Raw genomic sequence first — 22564 nt, forward strand, 5'->3', positions numbered from 1 at the left:
TCTCTCCTCAGGCCGCGCCTATTACTCGAACCAATGGGCTCGGGCGGCCATGATCAACTTGCCGGCACGATCATCGTCAATGCCGTCGATGTCGAGCAGGTCGTCAATAGACTGCTCGGCCAGGTCTTCGCGGGTAATTACGCCGCGCACCGCCAGTTCCATCGCCAAATCCTTGTCCATACCCTCAAGCGAGAGCAGGTCTTCGGCCGGATGGGCGTCTGCCAGCTTTTCCTCAGTAGCGATGGCTTTAGTCAACAAACGATCCTTGGCCCGAGCGCGAAGCTCGTTGACGGTGTCTTCGTCAAAGCCATCGATGTTGAGCATTTCTTCCAACGGTACGTAGGCAATCTCTTCCAGGCTGGTAAAGCCCTCATCAACCAGCACCTGTGCCAGATCTTCGTCGACTTCCAGCTCGTCGATGAAGTTGCGCAGGATGTCGCCGGTTTCTGCTTGCTGTTTAGCCTGGATGTCCGATTCGGTCATCACGTTCAGGGTCCAGCCAGTCAACTGGCTAGCCAGACGCACGTTCTGACCACCGCGACCGATGGCCTGAGCCAGATTGTCTGCGCCAACGGCGATGTCCATTGCATGGGCATCTTCGTCAACGATAATTGCCGCAACCTCAGCCGGGGACATGGCGTTGATCACGAACTGCGCCGGGTTGTCGTCCCACAGGACGATATCCACACGCTCACCGCCCAATTCGCCCGATACTGCCTGGACGCGCGAACCGCGCATACCAATGCAAGCACCTTGCGGATCGATGCGTTTGTCTTTGGAGCGGACCGCGATCTTGGCGCGCGAGCCCGGATCACGGGACGCAGCCATTACTTCGATCAGGCCTTCAGCGATTTCCGGTACTTCGATGCGGAACAACTCGATCAGCATTTCTGGCGCGGTACGCGACAGAATCAGCTGCGGGCCGCGGTTCTCGGTGCGGATTTCCTTGAGCAGTGCACGCAGGCGCACACCCACCCGGAAAGTTTCGCGAGAAATAATATCTTCACGAGCCAGCAGCGCTTCAGCGTTGTTACCCAGATCAACAATCACGTTGTCGCGGGTTACTTTTTTCACGGTGCCTGAGATGATTTCTCCCAGACGCTCGCGGTAGGCATCAACGACTTGAGCACGCTCGGCTTCGCGAACTTTCTGCACGATAACTTGCTTGGCAGTCTGCGCAGCAATGCGGCCGAATTCGATGGACTCGATTTTTTCTTCGACTACATCACCGACCTTCGCGCCAGGATGCGTTTCCTGAACCTTGCTCGGCCAGGTTTCAACAGCCGGATCATCCAGGTCTGCTTCTTCGACTACCGTCCAGCGACGGAAAGTTTCATAAGCACCGGTGTGGCGATTGATTTCCACACGCAGATCAACTTCGTCTTCAAAACGCTTTTTGGTAGCGGTGGCCAGAGCCAGCTCCAGCGCTTCAAAAATTACGTTTGCCGGTACGCCCTTTTCATTGGATACCGACTCAACAACCAGCAGTACTTCTTTGCTCATCGTACGCCTCGCCTTTCGCAAGCCATTGGATCCGCGGGATCCGCGTCTCAGTCAAAACTGGGAATAATGTTGGCCTTGTCGATCATATCGATCGGCAACAGGAATTCATGGTCTTCAACCTGCACCACGACGTCCTGCTCTTCTACACCGCGCAGAAGGCCCTGAAAGTTGCGTCGACCTTCGAAAGGCGAGCGCAGCTTGATCTTCACTTGGTCACCGGCAAACTTTGCAAACTGTTCAAGCGTGAACAGCGGGCGTTCCATGCCAGGCGAGGAAACTTCAAGGGTGTATTCAACGGAGATCGGATCTTCAACATCCAGCACACCGCTGATCTGACGGCTGACGATGGCACAATCGTCCACCAGCACTCCGCCTTCTTTATCGATATAAACGCGCAACAGTGAGTGGCGACCTTGAGCCGAAAACTCAATACCCCAGCATTCATAGCCAAGGGCCACGACCACCGGGGCCAACAAGGCCTGCAACTGTTCTAGCTTGCTCGACACCTGAACCCCCTCGTGCATGTATGTGCATGCTATGCAAAATAAAAAAATGGGCGAAACGCCCATCCCTGAAACGCCGTTGAACAGCGGCGTTATAAAGTGTCCAGCTAACAAAAAGCCCCTGAAAAGGGGCTCCTGAAACTGGTTGCGGGGGCCGGATTTGAACCGACGACCTTCGGGTTATGAGCCCGACGAGCTACCAGACTGCTCCACCCCGCGACAAAGCTGGGGCGGAAGTATACGACCGATCCCTAACAGGGTCAATGTAACCTTCCACCTACAAGAAAGCCCGCAACAGCGGGCTCTCCTGATAATTGGTACCGAGAAGGGGACTCGAACCCCTACACCCTATGGGCACAACCACCTCAAGGTTGCGTGTCTACCAATTCCACCACCTCGGCAATACTACGCTTGAAACCCTTCTTACTTTTGCTCTTGAGCTGGAGGTACGTCAGTCGCATTGGTTGCCGACTTTTGCTCTTGAAGCACCGGGACATCATCAGAAGCCGGTTTTTGCTTTGGAACTTCCAACACTGCTGGGTTTGGCAAACCTACTTGAGTCAGCTGGTGAGCTTTCTCTTTAGCAAAGTAACCTAACCCTAAGCTGGTTATGAAGAAACCTGCGGCAAGTATAGCAGTAAACTTACTAAGAAAGGTAGAGGAACCTTGGCTTCCGAACACAGTATTTGAAGCACCTGCTCCGAAAGACGCGCCAGCGTCCGCACCTTTACCCTGCTGCAGCAATACGAGAGCAACTACGCCCAGTGCACCCAGCAGATGAAAAACGACTACGACTGTTTCCAGCATTTTTTCAGTTTCCCGCGGCGCGACAAATCGCACCGAACTCATCTGCATTCAGGGAAGCTCCACCAATGAGCCCCCCATCGATATCCGGCATGCCGAACAGTTCGACCGCATTGGCCGCCTTCACGCTGCCGCCGTATAGAAGCCGCACACCTTGTGCGACCTCAGAATTCTCTGCCGCCAACTGTGCACGAATGGCTGCATGCACATCCTGCGCTTGTTGCGGCGAAGCAGTCAGCCCGGTGCCAATGGCCCAGACCGGCTCGTAAGCGATTACTGCTTTTGCAAATACACCAACACCCAGCTCGTCGATGATGCTGCCCAGCTGATGCCCGACAACCTCAAGCGTTTTTCCGGCCTCACGCTGTTCAAGGGTCTCCCCTATGCACAACACCGGAATCAAGCCACATGCCTGTGCCGCTGCAAACTTGCGAATCAGCGTCTCGTCACGCTCGCCGATGATCTGGCGACGCTCGGAGTGCCCAATGAGCACCAGGGAACAACCTGCATCCACCAACTGACTCGGCGCAATCTCACCGGTCAATGCACCTTGCATGGCTTCCACCGCAGAATTCTGCGCACCGACCGAAATCGACGTACCTTCCAAGCCATCAATCACTTGATTGACATACAAGCAAGGCGGGAATACCGCGACCTCAACACCGCTCGGCAAGGCCAGATGACGAAGGCCGTTTATCAGCTCAGCGACGCTGGCGCGGGTACCGTGCATCTTCCAGTTACCAGCTACCATAGGGCGACGCATGCTGTACCTCGTCGGTCAAAGTGGGCGCAGATGTTACCCAACCACATCATTACTGGCAAGCCGAAATCAGGCAGAAACTTCAGCAACCAGTTTTGCCAGCTCTTCGGCGTAACCGCGAACCAGTGTTTCGTCCTCACCTTCGACCATGACCCGCACCAGCGGCTCTGTGCCAGACTTGCGCAACAACACGCGACCACGCCCGGCCATAGCCTTGGTGACGCGCTCGCTGACTTCTTTGACAGTCGCATGCTCGACCGGGTTTTCGCCGCCGCCGAAACGCACATTGATCAATACCTGAGGACACTTGCGTAGCGCCTGACGCGATTGAGCAAGCCCTTCGGAACGACGCTTCAGCGCCAACAACACCTGCAACGCAGCGATAATCGCGTCACCCGTGGTGGTATGACTGAAGCACACGACATGGCCGGAGTTCTCACCACCCACCAGCCAATTGCGCTCAAGCAGTTCGGCGATTACATAGCGGTCACCGACGTTGGCCCGTACAAAAGGAATCCCCAGATCCGCCAGGGCCAGCTCCAGCCCCAGGTTACTCATCAAGGTTCCAACAACACCGCCCTGCAATTTGCCACGCTCATGCAGGTCGCGCGCGATGATGAACAACAATTCGTCGCCATCGACGATCGCGCCCGTGTGATCAACCATCAGTACCCGATCGCCATCACCATCGAAGGCAATACCAAGATCTGCGTGCTCAGCCACTACAGCTGCCTGCAATTGCCCCATATGGGTCGAACCGCAATTGTGATTGATGTTCAGACCGTCAGGCTGCGCAGAAAGCACCGTCACCTGCGCACCCAGCTCACGGAAAACACTCGGAGCCACCTTATAGGTAGCACCGTGTGCGCAATCGATCACAATTTTCAAACCAGCGAAATTGGTGCCGGTTGGCACACTGCTTTTGCAGAACTCGATGTAACGACCCGACGCATCGTTGATTCGCGAGACCTTGCCGATCTTGCTCGACTCAACCACGGTCATCGGCATATCGAGCAATTCTTCGATCATCAGCTCAACATCATCCGGCAATTTCGTGCCTTGGCCGGAGAAGAACTTGATGCCGTTATCGTCATGAGGATTGTGCGAAGCACTGATTACAATACCGGCCTCAGCATTGAAGGTACGCGTCAAATAGGCGATAGCCGGAGTAGGCATCGGCCCCAGCAGCATGACATCAGCCCCGGCAGAGGTAAGCCCGGCCTCAAGCGCCGATTCGAACATATAACCAGAGATTCGAGTGTCCTTGCCGACAAGAACCTTGCAAGCACCCTTACTGCGAAAGGCCATGCCCGCCGCCCAACCAAGCTTGAGCATGAATTCAGGGGTAATCGGATATTCACCGACCCGACCACGAATGCCGTCGGTGCCAAAATATTTCTTAGTCATAAGTGCTCCATCATTCTTATTCGGCTGATTCAACTGCTGTGATCATCCGTACCACATCGACTGTTTCGGCCACGTCATGCACACGCAAGATGCGCGCACCCTTGACGACAGCCAACGCCGCGAGAGCCAGGCCGCCATGCAGCCGCTCTCCCACCGGGCGATTCAATGCCTGCCCGATCATGCTCTTTCGCGAAACCCCGACCAACAGGGGCCGCCCCAAGGCATGCAGGGCTTCCATATGCTTGAACAGACTCAAATTGTGCTGCAAGTTTTTCGCAAACCCGAAACCCGGATCAAGAATGATCCGTTCGGCCGGAATACCGGCCGCAGCACACGACGCCATACGCTCGGCGAGAAACTCACCAACCTCTCTCGTCACGTCATCATAATGCGGGTTGTCCTGCATATCTCCCGGCTCACCGAGCATATGCATCAGGCACACCGGCAATCCGGTGGCTGCTGCTGCATCCAGCGCGCCGTCTCGACGCAGCGAACGCACGTCGTTGATCAGACCTGCTCCCAGGCGTGCAGTTTCACGCATGACCGCAGGTGTCGAGGTATCGACCGAGATAATCACGTCCAGTTCGCGATGAATACGCTCGACGATCGGCGCCACGCGCTCTAACTCCTCAAGCGGCGAGACCGCCCGTGCGCCAGGCCGGGTCGACTCGCCACCAACATCAATGAGGGTCGCACCAGCAGCCACCATCGCCTCAGCGTGTCGCAGAGCAGCATCGAGCTGACTGAAGCGACCACCGTCGGAGAAGGAATCGGGAGTGACATTGAGGATGCCCATGACATGCGCATGAGCCAAATCAAGAACCCGGTTACCGCAAGGCAACCGGGTTGAGGACTGTACAAGAGTCATTTCAAACCTTAGACGTCGGCGGCCGGGCCACCGATGGGAGTTTCCGGACGCTCTTCCTGTACGACAGGAGGAGTACCGGTGCCACCCGACCAGTCACGAGGCTCACGCGGCGTGCGGCCAGCCATGATGTCATCGATCTGTTCGGCATCAATGGTTTCGTACTTCATCAGCGCATCGGCCATGGCATCGAGCTTGTCGCGGTTATCCGTCAAGATCTGCTTGGCCGTGCCGTAGCACTGATCAATGATGCTGCGCACTTCCGAGTCGATCAGCTTGGCAGTCTCGCCCGAGAAGCTGGCGTGCTGACCACCGCCGCCGCGACCGAGGAACACTTCGCCCTCTTCTTCGGCATACATCAAAGGACCGAGTTTTTCTGACAGGCCCCACTTGGTGACCATGTTTCGTGCAATCTGGCTGGCACGCATGATGTCATTCGACGCACCCGTGGTCACGCCATCGAAGCCCAAGGTCATCTCTTCAGCAATACGGCCGCCGTACAGCGAGCAGATCTGGCTGATCAACGCACGCTTGGACAGGCTGTAGCGATCCTCTTCTGGCAGGAACATCGTCACACCCAACGCTCGGCCGCGCGGGATGATCGAGACCTTGTAGACCGGATCATGCTCGGGAACCACACGACCAACGATCGCGTGCCCCGCTTCGTGATAGGCAGTGTTCTGCTTTTCTTTTTCGGACATGACCATGGACTTGCGCTCAGCGCCCATCATGATCTTGTCTTTCGCCAGCTCGAACTCTTTCATCTCGACAACGCGCTTGCCGGTACGGGCAGCGAACAGCGAAGCCTCGTTCACCAGGTTGGCCAGGTCGGCACCAGAGAAACCAGGCGTACCACGCGCGATAACCGCCGGAGCAACGTCATCACCCATCGGCACTTTGCGCATGTGGACTTTCAGGATTTGCTCACGACCACGAATATCCGGCAGCCCTACGACAACCTGACGGTCGAAACGGCCCGGACGCAGGAGCGCAGGGTCAAGTACGTCAGGACGGTTGGTTGCGGCAATGACGATGATGCCGTCATTCATTTCGAAACCGTCCATCTCTACCAGCAACTGGTTGAGAGTCTGTTCACGCTCGTCGTGACCACCCCCCATGCCAGCACCACGATGACGACCGACAGCGTCGATTTCATCGATGAAGATGATGCATGGAGCGTGTTTTTTAGCCTGCTCGAACATGTCGCGAACACGGCTGGCACCCACACCGACGAACATTTCGACGAAGTCGGAACCGGAGATGGTGAAAAACGGGACTTTGGCTTCACCGGCAATGGCTTTGGCCAGCAGGGTTTTACCGGTACCCGGAGGCCCCACCATCAGCACACCGCGAGGAATACGCCCACCCAGGCGCTGGAACTTGCCCGGATCACGCAGGAACTCGACCAGCTCACCCACTTCTTCCTTGGCTTCGTCGCAACCGGCAACGTCAGCCAGGGTGGTTTTCACCTGATCTTCGGAGAGCAGGCGCGCCTTGCTCTTGCCGAAGCTCATCGGTCCGCCCTTACCGCCGGCACCGCCCTGCATCTGCCGCATGAAGAACATGAAGACGGCGATGATCACCAGGATCGGGAAGCTGGCAACCAGGAGCTGAGTCCAGATGCTTTGCTGCTCAGGCTGCTTGCCCTCAACGACTACGTGATTATCCACCAGATCGCCGATCAGACCGTTGTCCTGAATGGCCGGACGAATGGTCTTGAAGCTGTCGCCATCATTGCGCTTGCCAGTAATGACATAGCCGTCCACGGCTACGCGCTCGACCTTGCCATCCTTGACCTGCTGGATGAAGTCGGAATAGTTGAGGGTCTGTGGCTCGTTAGGGCTGGAGAAGTTGTTCATCACCGTCACGAGGACAGCCGCGATGATCAACCACAGGATCAGATTCTTTGCCATATCGTTCAATTAACTACCCTCTGAAGCAAGCTCCGCTACTGGCGCGCGCTTCGCATGATATTCACCGGCCTAACTTACTACATTACCTACGGCTCTGGCAGGCGCCGTCTGTAACCCTTTGTGAAACAATGACTACACAATATTCGTTATACCGGCTCTGTAAAGCGATACAAAAAAACCTATCGCCCCCTTAGAAACGCTCGACGCTCTCGGAACCTTCAACACCGCGGAAACCGCGTCCCAGCAAGTACTGCTCGCGAGACCTGTCACGCGAAGACAAAGGTTTGCGCATCTGTACCTTGTCAAACAGCTTGCGGATTTCCTTGTGGTATTCGTCGAAGCCTTCACCCTGGAAGACCTTGATCAAAAAATCACCACCTGGCCGTAAAACCCGACCGGCGAGATCCAGCGCCAACTCGCAGAGGAACATCGCCCGTGGCATATCTACAGCTGCCAATCCACTCATATTGGGGGCCATATCGGAAATCACAAGGTCTACCTGCGTATTTCCGACCGCCTCGAGGATCTGAGCCAGCACCGCATCTTCGGTAAAGTCGCCCTGAATGAAGGTCACATCGGGGATGCTGTCCATTTCCAGGATGTCGGAGGCGATCAAACGACCCTGACCACCAATCAGACGACTGGTCACTTGAGACCAGCCACCCGGCGCTGCACCGAGGTCGATAACGGTCATGCCCGGACGGATCAGGCGATCCTTTTCCTGGATCTCCAGCAATTTGTAGCTGGCACGCGAACGATACCCGTCTTTTTGCGCCATTTTGACGTATGGGTCGTTGAAATGCTCTTTCAGCCAGTTAAGGCTAGTCTTGGAACGGGCCACGGGCCACCTCAAAAAAATAAACGAGTCGCGATTAACTGGGCGGTCCCGGACTCGCTCGGGTAAACTGGCCGCCGCTTTTTACAAGATCAGACGCAGGGGTCAGATTATGCCGCTCACTCAAGAGCAGAAGAAACAGTACAAGTCCATTGGCCACCATCTGAAACCAGTTTTGACTGTGGCTGACAACGGTTTGACTGAAGGTGTTTTAGCCGAACTGGAACGCGCATTGGGCGATCACGAGCTGATCAAGATCAAGCTCAGCATCCTCGATCGCGAATCGCGCCTGGCAGCCATTGCAGAACTGTGCAAGGCCGGCAAAGCGGATCTGGTGCAAGTCATCGGCAAGATGGCGCTGATTTACCGCAAGAACTTCAGCGTCAACAAGCAGTTGTCGAACGTTCATCGCTTCAAGTGATGATACGGGTCAAGGGTGTGCTTCGCGCACCCTGCCACCCCATCCCGGCACCGGCTGTAAAACCAGCAGCAACCCGGAAAAACCCAGCACAAGATAGCTGAACAACAACCAGTGCTGCGCCTGCGGCCAGTCGATTCGCACGACGAAGTACATCGCACTCGCGTATAGCGCCATCAACAGCAGTTGCCCGCGAATATCGCGCCATAGACTGACAAGGCCCTTGGCCTGGACCAGCACCAAAACCTGAAAAACCACGCACGCCGCTGAAAACCCGACCAGCAGCGCACTCAGCATGCTTGAAATTTCTTCGATCAGCAGCGGTGCCAAGCCAATACGGCTCAGCACCGGCAGCAGACCGATGTGCAACAACCACAGACCACCAACCCATAACATCTGAGTCAGTTGCCAAAGCATGGCGCCCGCACGAAGCAGGCGCTTGCCTTCAGATATGGCGGACTTCGACAATCTCGTACTCGATAACGCCGCTAGGCGTTTTGACCGCCACCACATCGCCCTCTTCCTTGGCAATCAAGGCGCGAGCAAGTGGTGAACTGACGGAGATCTTGCCGAGTTTGAAGTCAGCCTCATCCTCGCCCACGATGTGGTAAGTGACACTTTCATCCGTTTCGACGTTGGCGATTTCAACGGTGGTACCGAAAATCACTTTGCCGGTGTGAGGAATACTCGTGACATCGATGATCACCGCATTCTGCATGCGGCCTTCGATGTCACGGATCCGCGCCTCGACCATACCCTGCTGCTCGCGAGCAGCGTGGTATTCGGCGTTTTCCTTCAAGTCACCCAACTCGCGAGCCGTACCGATGTCCTGGCTGAGCTTCGGACGGACGACCTTGGTCAGGTGAGCGTGTTCTTCTTCCAGGGCTTTCGCCCCCTTAACGGTCATTGGGTATTTGATCATGCCTTCAATCCTGCGTGTAGATCCTGCAAGCGGCGCACAGTCTTCTCGGGACCGAACTTCAGCGCTTCGCAGATAGCTTCGCCAGCAGCAATGGTGGTAGTGCAGTAGATCTTGTGCTGCAAGGCATTACGACGAATGGAGTACGAATCAGCGATCGACTGACGACCTTCGGTGGTGTTGATGATCAGCGTGACTTCGTCATTCTTGATCATGTCGACCACGTGCGGACGACCTTCGGTCACCTTGTTCACACGGCGCACTTTCAGCCCTGCAGCTTCAATCACCTTGGCAGTACCGGCAGTGGCGACCACTTCGAAACCCAAGTTGATCAGATCACGGGCTACGCCTGCAACCAGTGGCTTGTCGTCATCACGCACGCTGATGAACGCAGTACCGCCGGTCGGCAGCACTTCGCTGGCGCCCATCTGGGCTTTGGCAAAGGCTTCGCCGAAGGTGTCGCCCACGCCCATCACTTCACCGGTGGACTTCATCTCCGGGCCAAGGATCGGGTCAACGCCAGGGAATTTGGCGAATGGGAACACCGCTTCTTTCACGCTGTAGAAGTTAGGAATGATTTCCTTGGTGAAACCGATTTCCTTCAGGGTTTTACCGGCCATCACGCGAGCCGCGATCATTGCCAGGGAAACACCGATGCACTTGGACACGAACGGTACGGTACGGGAAGCGCGCGGGTTGACTTCGATGACGTAGATGTCTTCGCCTTGCAGCGCCAGCTGAACGTTCATCAGGCCGACCACGCCCAGTTCCAGGGCCATCTTCTTGACCTGCTCACGCATCTCGTCCTGGATATGTGCAGGCAGCGAGTACGGCGGCAGCGAGCACGCGGAGTCACCGGAGTGAACACCTGCCTGTTCGATGTGCTGCATGATCGCGCCGATGACTACGTCGGTGCCGTCGCAAACCGCATCCACGTCCATTTCAATGGCGCAGTTGAGGAAGTGGTCCAGCAGCACAGGACTGTCGTTGGACACTTGAACCGCTTCACGCAGGTAGCGCTTGAGTTCGTCTTCTTCGTAGACGATTTCCATCGCCCGACCGCCCAGTACGTAGGACGGACGCACGACCAGCGGGTAACCGATCTTGCTGGCAGCGCGAATCGCTTCATCTTCGCTGCGCACGGTGGCGTTCGGCGGCTGACGCAGGTTCAGACGCTCAACCATTTGCTGGAAGCGTTCACGGTCTTCAGCACGGTCGATGGCATCAGGGCTGGTGCCGATGATCGGCACGCCAGCAGCTTCCAGAGCGCGCGCCAGTTTCAACGGGGTCTGGCCGCCGTATTGAACGATCACGCCTTTTGGCTTCTCGACGCGGACGATTTCCAGCACGTCTTCCAGGGTCACTGGCTCGAAGTACAGACGATCGGAGGTGTCGTAGTCGGTGGAAACGGTTTCCGGGTTGCAGTTGACCATGATGGTCTCGTACCCGTCTTCGCGTAGCGCCAGTGCTGCGTGTACGCAGCAGTAGTCGAACTCGATGCCCTGGCCGATACGGTTAGGACCGCCACCCAGAATCATGATCTTGTCGCGACCCGACGGCGCGGCTTCACACTCTTCCTCGTAGGTCGAGTAGAGGTAAGCGGTATCAGTGGCGAACTCGGCCGCGCAGGTGTCGACGCGCTTGTAGACCGGGAACACTTCCAGCTTGTGACGGTGAGTACGCAGGCTCTTCTCGGTCACACCCAGCAGCTTGGCCAGACGCTGATCGGAGAAGCCCTTGCGCTTGAGGCGGTACATCATGTCGCGGTCAATGCTGGACATGCCCAGGGTCTTGACCTTCTCTTCGTCCTTGATCAGATCTTCGATCTGCACCAGGAACCAAGGATCGATCATGTTCATGCCGAAGATTTCTTCGACGGTCATGCCGGCACGGAAGGCGTCAGCCACGTACCAGATACGCTCGGCGCCCGGCACGGTCAGTTCACGCTTGAGCACGCTCATGCTTTCCGGATTGCTCAGGTCGAGCTTCTCGTCCAGACCGCAAACGCCTACTTCCAGGCCGCGCAGGGCTTTCTGCAGGGATTCCTGGAAGGTCCGGCCGATGGCCATGACTTCACCGACCGACTTCATTTGAGTAGTCAGGCGGGCGTCGGCTTTCGGGAATTTTTCGAAGGCGAAGCGTGGCAGCTTGGTCACGACGTAGTCGATGGACGGCTCGAAGGACGCAGGAGTAGCGCCGCCGGTGATTTCGTTCTGCAGTTCGTCCAGGGTGTAGCCGATCGCCAGCTTGGCAGCGATACGCGCAATCGGGAAACCAGTGGCTTTCGAGGCCAGTGCCGAAGAGCGGGACACACGCGGGTTCATCTCAATCACGACCATACGGCCAGTGTCTGGGCAGATGCCAAACTGAACGTTGGAGCCGCCGGTTTCAACGCCGATCTCACGCAGTACCGCCAACGAGGCGTTACGCAGGATCTGGTATTCCTTGTCGGTCAGGGTCTGTGCCGGAGCCACGGTGATCGAGTCACCGGTGTGCACGCCCATCGGGTCGAAGTTTTCGATCGAGCAGACGATGATGCAGTTGTCCTTCTTATCGCGGACAACCTCCATTTCGTACTCTTTCCAGCCGATCAGCGATTCGTCGATCAGCAGCTCTTTGGTCGGCGACAAGTCCAGACCGCGGGCGCAGATTTCTTCGAACTCTTCGCGGTTGTAAGCGATACCGCCACCGGTGCCGCCCATGGTGAAGGACGGACGGATGATGCACGGGAAGCCGAGCTTCTCGAGGACCGCGTTGGCCTCTTCCATGCTGTGGGCGATGCCGGAACGCGGGCAAGCCAGGCCGATGGATTTCATCGCCTTGTCGAAACGCGAACGGTCTTCAGCCTTGTCGATGGTGTCAGCGTTGGCGCCGATCATCTCTACGCCGAACTTCTCCAGAACGCCTTCGCGCTCCAGGTCCAGGGCGCAGTTCAGAGCGGTCTGGCCGCCCATGGTCGGCAGCAGCGCGTCCGGGCGCTCTTTCTCGATGATCTTGGCAACGGTCTGCCACTTGATCGGTTCGATGTAGGTAGCGTCGGCCATGGCCGGGTCGGTCATGATGGTGGCCGGGTTGGAGTTCACCAGGATGACGCGGTAACCCTCTTCGCGCAGGGCTTTGCAAGCCTGGGCGCCGGAGTAGTCGAATTCGCAAGCCTGGCCGATCACGATCGGGCCAGCGCCGAGAATCAGGATGCTTTTAATGTCTGTACGTTTTGGCATGGGTAGTCACTCAAATCCGCAGGTCCGACGGCAATCCCCGAGGAGAAGCCGTCTTGATCAATCTCTGAAGCCCTTCAGGGACCGCCGGGTTACCGGGGCCACCCTCAGGGACTTCTCGCTACATGCTCAAGCCCGGCGATTAACGTCGCTTGGCCATCTCGTTGATGAAGCGATCGAACAGCGGCGCCACATCGTTCGGACCAGGGCTGGCTTCAGGGTGACCCTGGAAGCTGAACGCGCTCTTGTCGGTACGCTCGATGCCTTGCAGGGTGCCGTCGAACAGCGATTTGTGGATCGCGCGAACGTTGCCCGGCAGAGTCGCCTCGTCTACCGCAAAACCGTGGTTCTGGCTGGTGATCATGACGACACCGGAATCCAGATCCTGAACCGGGTGGTTGGCACCGTGGTGACCGTGACCCATTTTCAGGGTCTTGGCGCCAGAGGCCAGGGCCAGCAGTTGGTGGCCCAGGCAGATACCGAACACCGGGATCTCGGTTTCAAGGATGTCCTTGATCGCCTGGATCGCATAGTCGCAAGGCTCCGGATCACCCGGGCCGTTGGACAGGAACACGCCGTCCGGCTTGAGTGCCAGGACTTCGCTGGCCGGGGTTTGCGCCGGCACCACGGTCACGCGGCAACCGCGCTCGACCAGCATGCGCAGGATGTTCAGTTTGACGCCGTAGTCGTAAGCCACCACGTGATGCGGCAGCTCGGAGGCTTCGAGGGTCGCGTGGCTGTCGGTTTTCAGGTCCCAGACCGTCGAGCGCCATTCGTACTGTTTTTTGGTGCTGACGACTTTTGCCAGATCCATGCCCTTCAGACCCGGGAAGCCGCGCGCCGCTGCAATCGCAGCTTCGTCGGAAATGTTGTCGCCAGCCATGATGCAGCCGTTCTGCGCGCCTTTTTCACGCAGGATGCGTGTCAGGCGGCGAGTGTCGATACCGGCGATTGCCACAACGTTGTTGGCTTTCAGGTAGTCGGACAGGGACATCGTGTTACGCCAGTTGCTCGCAACCAGTGGCAGGTCACGAATCACCAGACCTGCAGACCAGACGCGGTCGGACTCGGCGTCTTCCGGCGTGGTGCCGGTGTTGCCGATGTGCGGGTAAGTCAGGGTAACGATCTGTTGGGCGTAGGAAGGATCGGTAAGGATTTCCTGATAGCCGGTCATGGCAGTGTTAAACACCACCTCACCAACGGTTTGACCGTCGGCTCCAATGGCTTCGCCGCGAAAAATGCTGCCATCAGCAAGGGCGAGTATGGCTGGCTTAGTCAAGAAGACCTCCCGTAAATAAAGCCTGAAAGGGCGATCGCAGGTTGCAAAAAAGCGGAGTGACGTATGGACACGTCACCCCGCTTCTTCACTGAATTATTCTGCGCGCTTTTAGTGGACACACTAAAGCTGTAGCTTACAGAAAAAGGCTTTTTTGGTCTACCGCCAATGAGCCTAAAAGGCCGGGGAATGCGACAGGACGTCGCTTGGCGGGATAAATCGGGCTCAAACGTTGTGTTTGAACCCGATTTCGACTGCATCTTAACGCAGGTCGAGCACGTCTTGCATGTCGTAAAGACCCGGCTCACGACTATCCAGCCACAATGCAGCACGTACCGCGCCCTTGGCGAAGGTCATGCGACTGGACGCTTTGTGGGTGATCTCCAGTCGCTCGCCCTCGCAGGCGAACAGCACCGTATGATCGCCGACCACATCACCGCCGCGAACCGTGGCGAAACCAATGGTTTCACGCTCGCGCACACCGGTGTGACCTTCACGCCCATAGACCGCAACTTTCTGCAGATCACGATCCAGTGCACTGGCGATCACTTCGCCCATGCGCAAAGCCGTACCTGAAGGCGCATCGATCTTGTTTCGATGATGGGCTTCGACGATTTCGATATCAGCATCATCACCCAACACGCGAGCCGCCATATCGAGCAGCTTCAGCGAAAGGTTCACGCCAACACTGAAATTGGCCGCGAAGACAATTGGAATGTCCTTGCCTGCCTCGGCCAGCAACTGCTTTTGCGCCGCATCCAGCCCCGTAGTGCCGATGACCATGGCCTTGCCCGCCTTGCGGCAGAACGCCAGGTTTTTCAGCATGACCTCCGGAAGCGTGAAGTCGATCAACACATCGAACTCATCCGCTACCGCATCCAGGTTACCGGACAGCGGTACACCGATCCGCCCCAGCGAGGCCAGCTCACCGGCATCCACGCCGATCAGCGTGCTGCCGGGGCGCACGATTGCCGCCGTCAGCCCGGTGAATGGTGCGCGCTGCTGCACCGCTTCAATCAGGATCTTGCCCATGCGCCCGGCAGCGCCCATCACAGCTATACGTCGCATGCCCGACTCCTTACAGATCGCCGAAGAAGCGCTTCACGCCTTCGAACCAACCGGTGGTTTTAGGTGAATGGCTGTTGTCGTCCGCCAGGGAACTGCGGAACTCTTCCAGCAACTCGCGCTGACGACGCCCCAGATTGACCGGAGTCTCGACCACCACACTGCACATCAGGTCGCCCGCGCCACCACCACGAACCGGTGCCACGCCCTTGCCACGCACCCGGAACTGCTTGCCGGTCTGCGTGCCTTCAGGAATCTTCAGCCTGACCCGACCATCAAGGGTTGGAATCTCCAACTCGCCGCCCAGCGCTGCATCGACGAAGCTGATAGGCACCTCGCAGAACAGATGCTTGCCGTCACGCTGGAAGATCGCGTGCTCGCGCACGTTGATCACCACGTACAGGTCGCCAGTCGGACCACCTTGAGTCCCCGCCTCGCCCTCGCCAGACAGACGAATGCGGTCGCCGGTATCAACGCCAGCCGGTACTTTCACCGACAAGGTCTTGTACTCTTCGACACGGCCTTCGCCATTGCAGGAGTTGCACGGATCGGAAATGATCTTGCCCTGACCATGGCAACGCGGGCAGGTTTGCTGCACCGAGAAGAAGCCTTGCTGCATGCGCACCTGACCGATACCACCACAGGTCGGGCAGGTGACCGGCGCAGAACCTTTCTTGGCACCCGAACCGTCGCACGGCTTGCAGTTGACCAGTGTCGGAACACGGATATTCACGGTTGTGCCGCGCACCGCTTCTTCCAGGTTCAGCTCCAGGGTGTAGCGCAGATCGCTACCGCGCTGAGCACCACCACGGGAACCGCCGCGACCACCACCGAAGAAGTCACTGAATACATCACCGAAGATATCGGAGAAGTTCTGACCACCAAAACCAGCACCGCCGCCACCCATGCTTGGGTCGACACCGGCATGACCGTACTGGTCGTACGCCGCGCGCTTGCTGGAATCGGACAGTACTTCGTAGGCCTCGTTGGCCTCTTTGAATTTTTCTTCCGACGCTTTGTCGTCAGGATTACGGTCCGGGTGGTGCTTCATTGCCAAGCGACGGTAGGCCTTTTTCAGGTCCGTTTCGCTCGTGCCACGCTCAACACCCAACACTTCGTAATAGTCACGCTTTGCCATAAGTCTTTGCACTCTTAAGGACGTTCGGCAAACCCCTCCTGAGCTTCACCAAACTCGTTGAGCCCCAATACAGGCCCGGACCCAACTCACGTCAATTCAACGATCCTGGTCTTTGATTCGATGCGATACCTGTGGATCGGAAAGCAGGAGCATCCCCGTCCGCACCGCCAGCATGCGAACGCAGTTCACATGCTGTAAAAATTCATCTACTCCAGACACGCCAACGCGGGAGCAAGCTCCCGCGCGGCGACATCCTACCAGTCACCGCACAAAGGCAGTCAACCGGCCGACCAACAACTTACTTGTGGTCTTTAACTTCTTCGAACTCAGCGTCGACAACGTCGTCAGCCTTTTCAGCCTTCTCAGCGTGCGGTGCCGCACCTTCAGCTGGCTGGGCTTGCTCGGCGTACATCTTCTGCGCCACCGGAGCGGAGACTTTCGACAGTTCTTCAACCTTGGCTTCGATGGCAGCCTTGTCGTCGCCTTTAACAGCGGCTTCCAGGGCAACCACGGCGGCTTCGATTGCGGTCTTCTCTTCAGCAGTCACTTTGTCGCCAGCATCAGCGACCATTTTGCGCGTCGAGTGAACCAGCGCGTCGCCCTGGTTACGGGCAGTGGCCAGCTCTTCGAACTTGCGGTCTTCGTCAGCGTTGGTTTCAGCATCGCGAATCATCTGCTGAATTTCTTCCTCAGACAGACCGGAGTTAGCCTTGATCACGATCGACTGAGTCTTGCCGGTGGCCTTGTCTTTGGCGCCTACGTGCAGGATGCCGTTGGCGTCGATGTCGAAGGTCACTTCAATTTGTGGCACGCCACGTGGTGCTGGTGGAATCTCGGCCAGGTCGAACTTGCCCAGGGACTTGTTCTGGGCAGCTTGCTTGCGCTCACCTTGCAGCACGTGAATGGTCACTGCGCCCTGGTTGTCATCGGCAGTCGAGAACACTTGCGATTTCTTGGTAGGAATCGTGGTGTTTTTCTCGATCAGCGCAGTCATCACGCCGCCCATGGTTTCGATACCCAGAGTCAGCGGGCTGACGTCGAGCAGCAGAACGTCTTTCACGTCACCGGCCAATACTGCGCCCTGGATAGCAGCACCCATGGCAACGGCTTCGTCCGGGTTAACGTCTTTACGGGCTTCTTTACCGAAGAACTCGGTCACCAGCTTCTGAACCAGTGGCATACGGGTCTGACCGCCGACCAGGATCACGTCGTTGATCGAGCCAACTTCGATACCCGAGTCTTTCAGGGCAATGCGGCAAGGCTCGATGGTGCGTTGAACCAGGTCTTCAACCAGCGCTTCCAGCTTGGCGCGGGAGATTTTCACGTTCAAGTGCTTAGGACCGGTTGCATCTGCAGTGATGTACGGCAGGTTAACGTCGGTCTGCAGGCTCGAAGACAGCTCGATCTTGGCTTTCTCAGCGGCTTCTTTCAGGCGCTGCATGGCCAGCGGGTCACCTTTGAGGTTCATGCCGCTTTCTTTCTTGAATTCGTCAACGAGGTAGTCGATCAGACGAATGTCGAAGTCTTCACCGCCGAGGAAGGTGTCACCGTTGGTGGCCAACACTTCGAACTGGTGCTCACCATCGACTTCGGCGATCTCGATTACGGAGACGTCGAAAGTACCGCCACCCAGGTCATAAACGATCACGGTGTGATCGCCCTTGGCCTTGTCCATACCGTAAGCCAGAGCGGCTGCGGTTGGTTCGTTGATGATGCGCTTTACGTCCAGGCCAGCAATACGGCCGGCGTCTTTGGTCGCCTGACGCTGACTGTCGTTGAAGTAGGCCGGAACAGTGATGACCGCTTCAGTCACAGTCTCGCCGAGGTAGTCTTCGGCGGTTTTCTTCATCTTCTTCAGGATTTCAGCCGAGATCTGTGGCGGCGACATTTTCTGGCCGTTCACTTCAACCCAAGCGTCGCCATTGTCAGCCTTGGCGATTTTGTAAGGGACCATCTTGATGTCTTTCTGTACGACTTCTTCGTCGAACTTACGACCGATCAGACGCTTCACCGCATACAGGGTGTTGTGCGGATTGGTCACAGCCTGACGCTTGGCCGACTGACCCACCAGGATCTCGCCATCGTTGGCATAAGCGATGATCGACGGCGTAGTACGTGCGCCTTCAGCGTTTTCGATAACTTTGGCTACGCCGTTTTCCAGCACGGAGACGCAGGAGTTGGTAGTCCCCAGGTCGATACCGATAATTTTGCCCATGTTCACTCTCCCGAAACTTTGGATTTGGTTGCCGCAGCAGTGGTGGCTAACTGCGGTAGCACTTAAACGCTTGACATCTAAATGGGGGCCTTACGGCGGATTTCAAGCCTGCTCGTCAATCGAAGGCGAAACCGGCGCCGGAGCCTTGCTGACCACGACCATGGCCGGGCGCAGCAGACGACCGTTGAGCATGTAACCCTTCTGGAACACCTTGAGCACGCTGTTAGGCTCGACGTCTGCACTTTCCTGCATGGCCATCGCCTGATGATGTGTCGCGTTGAACGGCTCACCTTCAGGATCGATCGCTTCCAGCTGATAACGCTTCAGGGTGTCCTGGAACATTTTCAGGGTCAGCTGAATGCCTTCACGCATAGGGCGAATGCTTTCGTCGTCCGGGTTGGACAGCTCAAGACCACGCTCCAGGCTGTCGACGATCGGCAGCAGGTCGTTGGCGAACTTCTCCAACGCGAATTTGTGAGCTTTTTCTACATCCTGCTCAGCGCGACGACGGACGTTCTGCAAATCGGCAGCAACACGCAAAGACTGATCCTGCGCGCCAGCCAGTTGCTCTTCGAGCACTTGTACACGAGCCGCCAGGTCTTCACCCGATGCTTCGGGAGCCTGATTGGCGTCTGGATTTTGCGTATCCAGCGTCTGTTCGTCAGCCATAGATTTCTCCTTTCAAAATCGTGCGCGAACTCGACTCGCGCTTCTGCCCCGGTATATGGGGTCGCAAATTCCAGGTTCAAGGGCTCCCGGAGCGCTGAACGCCATTACCCTTACAAAACGACTGATTTAATATCCCAGCGGTTTTAAAAAAATCCATTTTCCAAGCAAATCGAGCTAAACACGGGCATTGTCAGCCAGAAACAAAACACTGTATAAATAACCAGACCTAAACCCTGGGAGCGGCCTCTATGCTGGTGCACCTGTCCGTACATAACTACGCCATCGTTGAACATCTCGATCTGGAACTTGATCGCGGGATGAGCGTGATCACAGGGGAAACCGGCGCCGGCAAGTCGATCATGCTCGATGCCCTGGGCCTGACCCTTGGTGATCGCGCCGACAGCGGCGTGGTTCGCCCAGGCGCCGAGAAGGCCGACATCCTGGCCACGTTCGACCTGGCCGATATTCCGGAAGCCAGTACCTGGCTGGCCGAGCGCGACCTCGATACCGACGGCCCGTGCATCCTGCGCAGGGTGATTACCGCCGAGGGTCGCTCGCGCGGCTACATCAATGGCAGCCCCTGCCCGCTGGGCGACCTTAAAGCCCTTGGCGAACTGCTGATCGATATCCACAGCCAGCATGAACACCAATCGTTACTGAAAACCGACACACACCGTCGGCTGCTCGACGAATATGCCGGCGCCACGGACCTCGCCCGCCAGGTACAACTGGCCGCCCAGCGCTGGCGCCAGACCCGCCAGGAGCTGGAGCGCCTCTCCAACTCCGGCGACGAGCAGCGTGCTCGCCACCAATTGCTCAGCTACCAACTCGAAGAACTGGAAAACCTCGGCCTCGGCGAAAGTGAGCTGGAGCAACTGGAGCAGGAACACAAAAACCTGACCAACGCCGAAACCTTACTGGGAATTTGCCGACAAGTGGTCGAGCAGTGCAGCGAAAGTGATTCCGGCAATGTACTGAACGCCCTGACAGCCAGCCTCAATCGCCTGTCGAGCGTGAACAATACGGTCGGCGCCCTGGGCGAAGCGACCAACCTGCTGACCAGCGCGCAGATTCAGGTGGAAGAAGCCGTCGGCGAACTGAACCGTTTTCTCGACCACTTCGATGCCGATCCGGCACGCCTCCAGCAACTCGAAGAACGCCTGGATTCGATCTACACCCTGGCGCGCAAACACCGGATTCAGCCCACCGAAGTCGCGGAGCTTCAGCAACGACTGCTGGACGAAATCGAAACACTGAATGCCAACGACGAGTCCATCGAACGACTGAGCGAAGAGCTGGGTGCATTCGCCCGGCACTACCAGGAAAAAGCCCGGGAGCTGAGCGATTTGCGTCATCAGGCTTCGACCAGCCTGGCCAATGCCGTCGAACAGGAAATCCAACGCCTGGGCATGCCTGGCGGCCGCTTCACCATTGAACTACGCCCCAACACCAGCACCGAACTGCTGCCCAACGGCCTCGAACAGGTGGAACTGCTGGTCAGCGCCAACCCGGGGCAACCGCTCAAGGCCTTGGCCAAAGTCGCATCGGGTGGTGAGCTGTCACGAATCAGCCTGGCCATCCAGGTGATCACCGCACAAACCTCGCGAGTGCCAACACTGGTGTTCGACGAAGTCGACGTCGGCATTGGTGGCCCGACGGCGGAAATTGTCGGCCAGCTCTTGCGCCGACTCGGGGAGCGCGGACAGGTGCTGACCGTCACTCACTTGCCGCAAGTAGCCTCCCAAGGCCATCAGCATCTATTTGTCCACAAGGTGCGCGGTGACGATGCCACGCACACCGCCGTGTCCAAGCTGAGCAAAAATGAACGAATTGAAGAAGTGGCGCGAATGCTGGGAGGGATCGACCTGACCAAGGAGTCCCTGGCCCATGCAAAGAAAATGGTCGTGACGGCAAAAATTTAAAGTCACCAGACAGCACGAAGGCGACCCTTGGGTCGCCTTCGTTCGTTTCGCGGACCAGAAATCCGCGCGACATGCTTACTTTTTCTTGCGCACGTACAGCACCAGGTTGTGATCCACCAACTCGAAGCCGTGCTTCTCGACGATCGCCTTCTGAAGCTTTTCGATTTCTTCCTCGAAGAACTCGATCACTTCACCGTTCTCCACGTTAACCATATGGTCGTGGTGGCCGCCGTCAGCCAGCTCGAAGACCGCGTGGCCGCCATCGAAATTGTGACGGACCACCAGACCAGCCGCTTCGAATTGGGTCAGTACACGGTAAACCGTGGCCAGACCGACATCCTCGCCAGCTTCCATCAGCGCCTTGTAAACATCTTCAGCACTCATGTGACGTTGCTCGGCGGAATCGAGCATTTGCAGAATTTTGACCCGTGGCAGGGTCACTTTGAGGCCGGCTTTGCGTAGTTCGCTATTTTCAACCATGGTCAGCTTTCTCGCGATGCTGCTTCGCAGCTACTCTTAATGCGGGTATGATCGGCGTTTACGTTGTCCCAGCCAAGATAGTGGAAGTCGCCCACCGATGCAAAACACCAAGCTCTTGCTAACCAGTTTCACCTTTGTGGGACTGCTCGCACTCGCCGGTTGTTCATTCCCCGGGGTTTACAAAATCGACATCCAGCAGGGCAATGTCGTCACGCAGGACATGATAGACCAGTTACGCCCGGGAATGACCCGTCGGCAAGTACGGTTTATCATGGGCAACCCTCTGCTGACCGACACGTTCCATGCCGATCGCTGGGATTACTTGTATAGCCTGCAGCCAGGCGGCGGTGAACGCCAACAGGAACGCATCAGCGTTATCTTCAACCCTAACGACCAGCTTGTCAGCCTGTCAGGTGACTTCATGCCTGGCGTGAGCCGTGACGAAGCGATTCTCGGCAAAAACAGCGGCACCACCGTCGCTGCCCCAGTTGAAAACGCCGAGAAGCCGAAACCAGAGAAACCGGTAAAGCCGGGTTCGCTGCTGGACCAGATCCAGAAGGACGTCGACAAAGTCGAAACCGTTCCAGTCCCGACGCCAACACCGTTGGACACTTCGCCGCAATAAATTGCGACGCAACAAAAAGCCCGGCTCGC

At 57.3% G+C, this 22564-nt stretch carries 20 protein-coding genes and 2 tRNA genes; 3 read left to right on the forward strand and 19 right to left on the reverse strand.

The window, feature by feature from the left end; genetic code table 11:
* Positions 1-21: 21 nt before the first annotated feature.
* The 10 genes from nusA to rlmE all read right to left on the reverse strand — a co-directional run bounded on the left by nusA (position 22) and on the right by rlmE (position 8596).
* Positions 22-1503 carry a transcription termination factor NusA gene (gene nusA / locus BK658_RS26220; protein ID WP_019691793.1) on the reverse strand — a complete coding sequence of 494 codons (1482 nt, stop codon included), beginning with the start codon at positions 1501-1503 and terminating at the stop codon, positions 22-24.
* A gap of 47 nt (positions 1504-1550) precedes the next feature.
* The gene (rimP, locus tag BK658_RS26225; RefSeq protein WP_024265126.1) at positions 1551-2009 is read right to left on the reverse strand and encodes a ribosome maturation factor RimP; all 459 of its coding nucleotides are present in this window, start codon (positions 2007-2009) and stop codon (positions 1551-1553) included.
* A 139-nt stretch (positions 2010-2148) separates the two neighbouring features.
* Positions 2149-2225, reverse strand: a tRNA-Met gene (locus tag BK658_RS26230).
* Between the two features lie 96 nt (positions 2226-2321).
* A tRNA-Leu gene (locus tag BK658_RS26235) sits at positions 2322-2407 on the reverse strand.
* Between the two features lie 22 nt (positions 2408-2429).
* Positions 2430-2813 carry a preprotein translocase subunit SecG gene (gene secG / locus BK658_RS26240; protein WP_054594060.1) on the reverse strand — a complete coding sequence of 128 codons (384 nt, stop codon included), beginning with the start codon at positions 2811-2813 and terminating at the stop codon, positions 2430-2432.
* A gap of 4 nt (positions 2814-2817) precedes the next feature.
* Entirely contained in the window at positions 2818-3573 is a 756-nt protein-coding gene (gene tpiA, locus BK658_RS26245) for a triose-phosphate isomerase (RefSeq protein WP_123584826.1), read from the reverse strand.
* Between the two features lie 66 nt (positions 3574-3639).
* Complete coding sequence (gene glmM / locus BK658_RS26250) at positions 3640-4977, reverse strand: phosphoglucosamine mutase (protein WP_123584827.1); 1338 nt, start codon at positions 4975-4977, stop codon at positions 3640-3642.
* 16 nt (positions 4978-4993) lie between these two features.
* Entirely contained in the window at positions 4994-5845 is an 852-nt protein-coding gene (gene folP, locus BK658_RS26255) for a dihydropteroate synthase (RefSeq protein WP_123584828.1), read from the reverse strand.
* Positions 5846-5853: 8 nt separating this feature from the next.
* Positions 5854-7755 (reverse strand): ATP-dependent zinc metalloprotease FtsH, encoded by a 1902-nt coding sequence (ftsH, locus tag BK658_RS26260; RefSeq protein ID WP_054594064.1) that lies wholly within the window; start codon positions 7753-7755, stop codon positions 5854-5856.
* 190 nt (positions 7756-7945) lie between these two features.
* Positions 7946-8596: a 23S rRNA (uridine(2552)-2'-O)-methyltransferase RlmE gene (gene rlmE / locus BK658_RS26265; RefSeq protein WP_019691786.1), complete on the reverse strand. Its 651-nt coding sequence runs from the start codon at positions 8594-8596 to the stop codon at positions 7946-7948.
* A gap of 106 nt (positions 8597-8702) precedes the next feature.
* Between rlmE and BK658_RS26270 the strand changes: the two genes are divergently transcribed.
* Positions 8703-9011, forward strand: coding sequence for a YhbY family RNA-binding protein (locus BK658_RS26270; RefSeq protein ID WP_019691785.1), 309 nt, complete (start codon positions 8703-8705; stop codon positions 9009-9011).
* Positions 9012-9020: 9 nt separating this feature from the next.
* On the opposite strand, the gene BK658_RS26275 is transcribed toward BK658_RS26270, so the two are convergent.
* From BK658_RS26275 to grpE, 8 genes are all read right to left on the reverse strand, one after another.
* On the reverse strand, positions 9021-9425 hold the full coding sequence (locus BK658_RS26275) for a hypothetical protein (RefSeq protein ID WP_054594065.1): 405 nt from the start codon (positions 9423-9425) through the stop codon (positions 9021-9023).
* 28 nt (positions 9426-9453) lie between these two features.
* Positions 9454-9930: a transcription elongation factor GreA gene (gene greA / locus BK658_RS26280; protein WP_054594066.1), complete on the reverse strand. Its 477-nt coding sequence runs from the start codon at positions 9928-9930 to the stop codon at positions 9454-9456.
* The gene (gene carB, locus BK658_RS26285) at positions 9927-13148 is read right to left on the reverse strand and encodes a carbamoyl-phosphate synthase large subunit (protein WP_123584829.1); all 3222 of its coding nucleotides are present in this window, start codon (positions 13146-13148) and stop codon (positions 9927-9929) included. Before carB ends, greA begins: the two co-directional genes overlap by 4 nt.
* A 139-nt stretch (positions 13149-13287) precedes the next feature.
* Positions 13288-14424 carry a glutamine-hydrolyzing carbamoyl-phosphate synthase small subunit gene (gene carA, locus BK658_RS26290; RefSeq protein ID WP_123584830.1) on the reverse strand — a complete coding sequence of 379 codons (1137 nt, stop codon included), beginning with the start codon at positions 14422-14424 and terminating at the stop codon, positions 13288-13290.
* 258 nt (positions 14425-14682) lie between these two features.
* On the reverse strand, positions 14683-15489 hold the full coding sequence (dapB, locus tag BK658_RS26295; RefSeq protein WP_123584831.1) for a 4-hydroxy-tetrahydrodipicolinate reductase: 807 nt from the start codon (positions 15487-15489) through the stop codon (positions 14683-14685).
* A 10-nt stretch (positions 15490-15499) separates the two neighbouring features.
* Positions 15500-16624: a molecular chaperone DnaJ gene (dnaJ, locus tag BK658_RS26300; RefSeq protein WP_054594070.1), complete on the reverse strand. Its 1125-nt coding sequence runs from the start codon at positions 16622-16624 to the stop codon at positions 15500-15502.
* A gap of 298 nt (positions 16625-16922) precedes the next feature.
* The gene (gene dnaK / locus BK658_RS26305; RefSeq protein ID WP_123584832.1) at positions 16923-18839 is read right to left on the reverse strand and encodes a molecular chaperone DnaK; all 1917 of its coding nucleotides are present in this window, start codon (positions 18837-18839) and stop codon (positions 16923-16925) included.
* 102 nt (positions 18840-18941) lie between these two features.
* A complete protein-coding gene (gene grpE / locus BK658_RS26310) occupies positions 18942-19508 on the reverse strand; it encodes a nucleotide exchange factor GrpE (protein WP_123584833.1) in 567 nt (188 codons plus the stop codon).
* 248 nt (positions 19509-19756) lie between these two features.
* Here grpE and recN point away from each other — a divergent pair, with 248 nt between their 5' ends.
* Positions 19757-21430 (forward strand): DNA repair protein RecN, encoded by a 1674-nt coding sequence (gene recN, locus BK658_RS26315; RefSeq protein WP_123584834.1) that lies wholly within the window; start codon positions 19757-19759, stop codon positions 21428-21430.
* A 75-nt stretch (positions 21431-21505) separates the two neighbouring features.
* On the opposite strand, the gene fur is transcribed toward recN, so the two are convergent.
* On the reverse strand, positions 21506-21910 hold the full coding sequence (fur, locus tag BK658_RS26320) for a ferric iron uptake transcriptional regulator (protein WP_019691775.1): 405 nt from the start codon (positions 21908-21910) through the stop codon (positions 21506-21508).
* A 97-nt stretch (positions 21911-22007) separates the two neighbouring features.
* Here fur and BK658_RS26325 point away from each other — a divergent pair, with 97 nt between their 5' ends.
* A complete protein-coding gene (locus BK658_RS26325) occupies positions 22008-22535 on the forward strand; it encodes an outer membrane protein assembly factor BamE (RefSeq protein ID WP_123584835.1) in 528 nt (175 codons plus the stop codon).
* Positions 22536-22564: the final 29 nt, after the last annotated feature.

This window comes from Pseudomonas brassicacearum (assembly GCF_003732175.1).
Lineage (GTDB): Bacteria > Pseudomonadota > Gammaproteobacteria > Pseudomonadales > Pseudomonadaceae > Aquipseudomonas > Aquipseudomonas brassicacearum_G.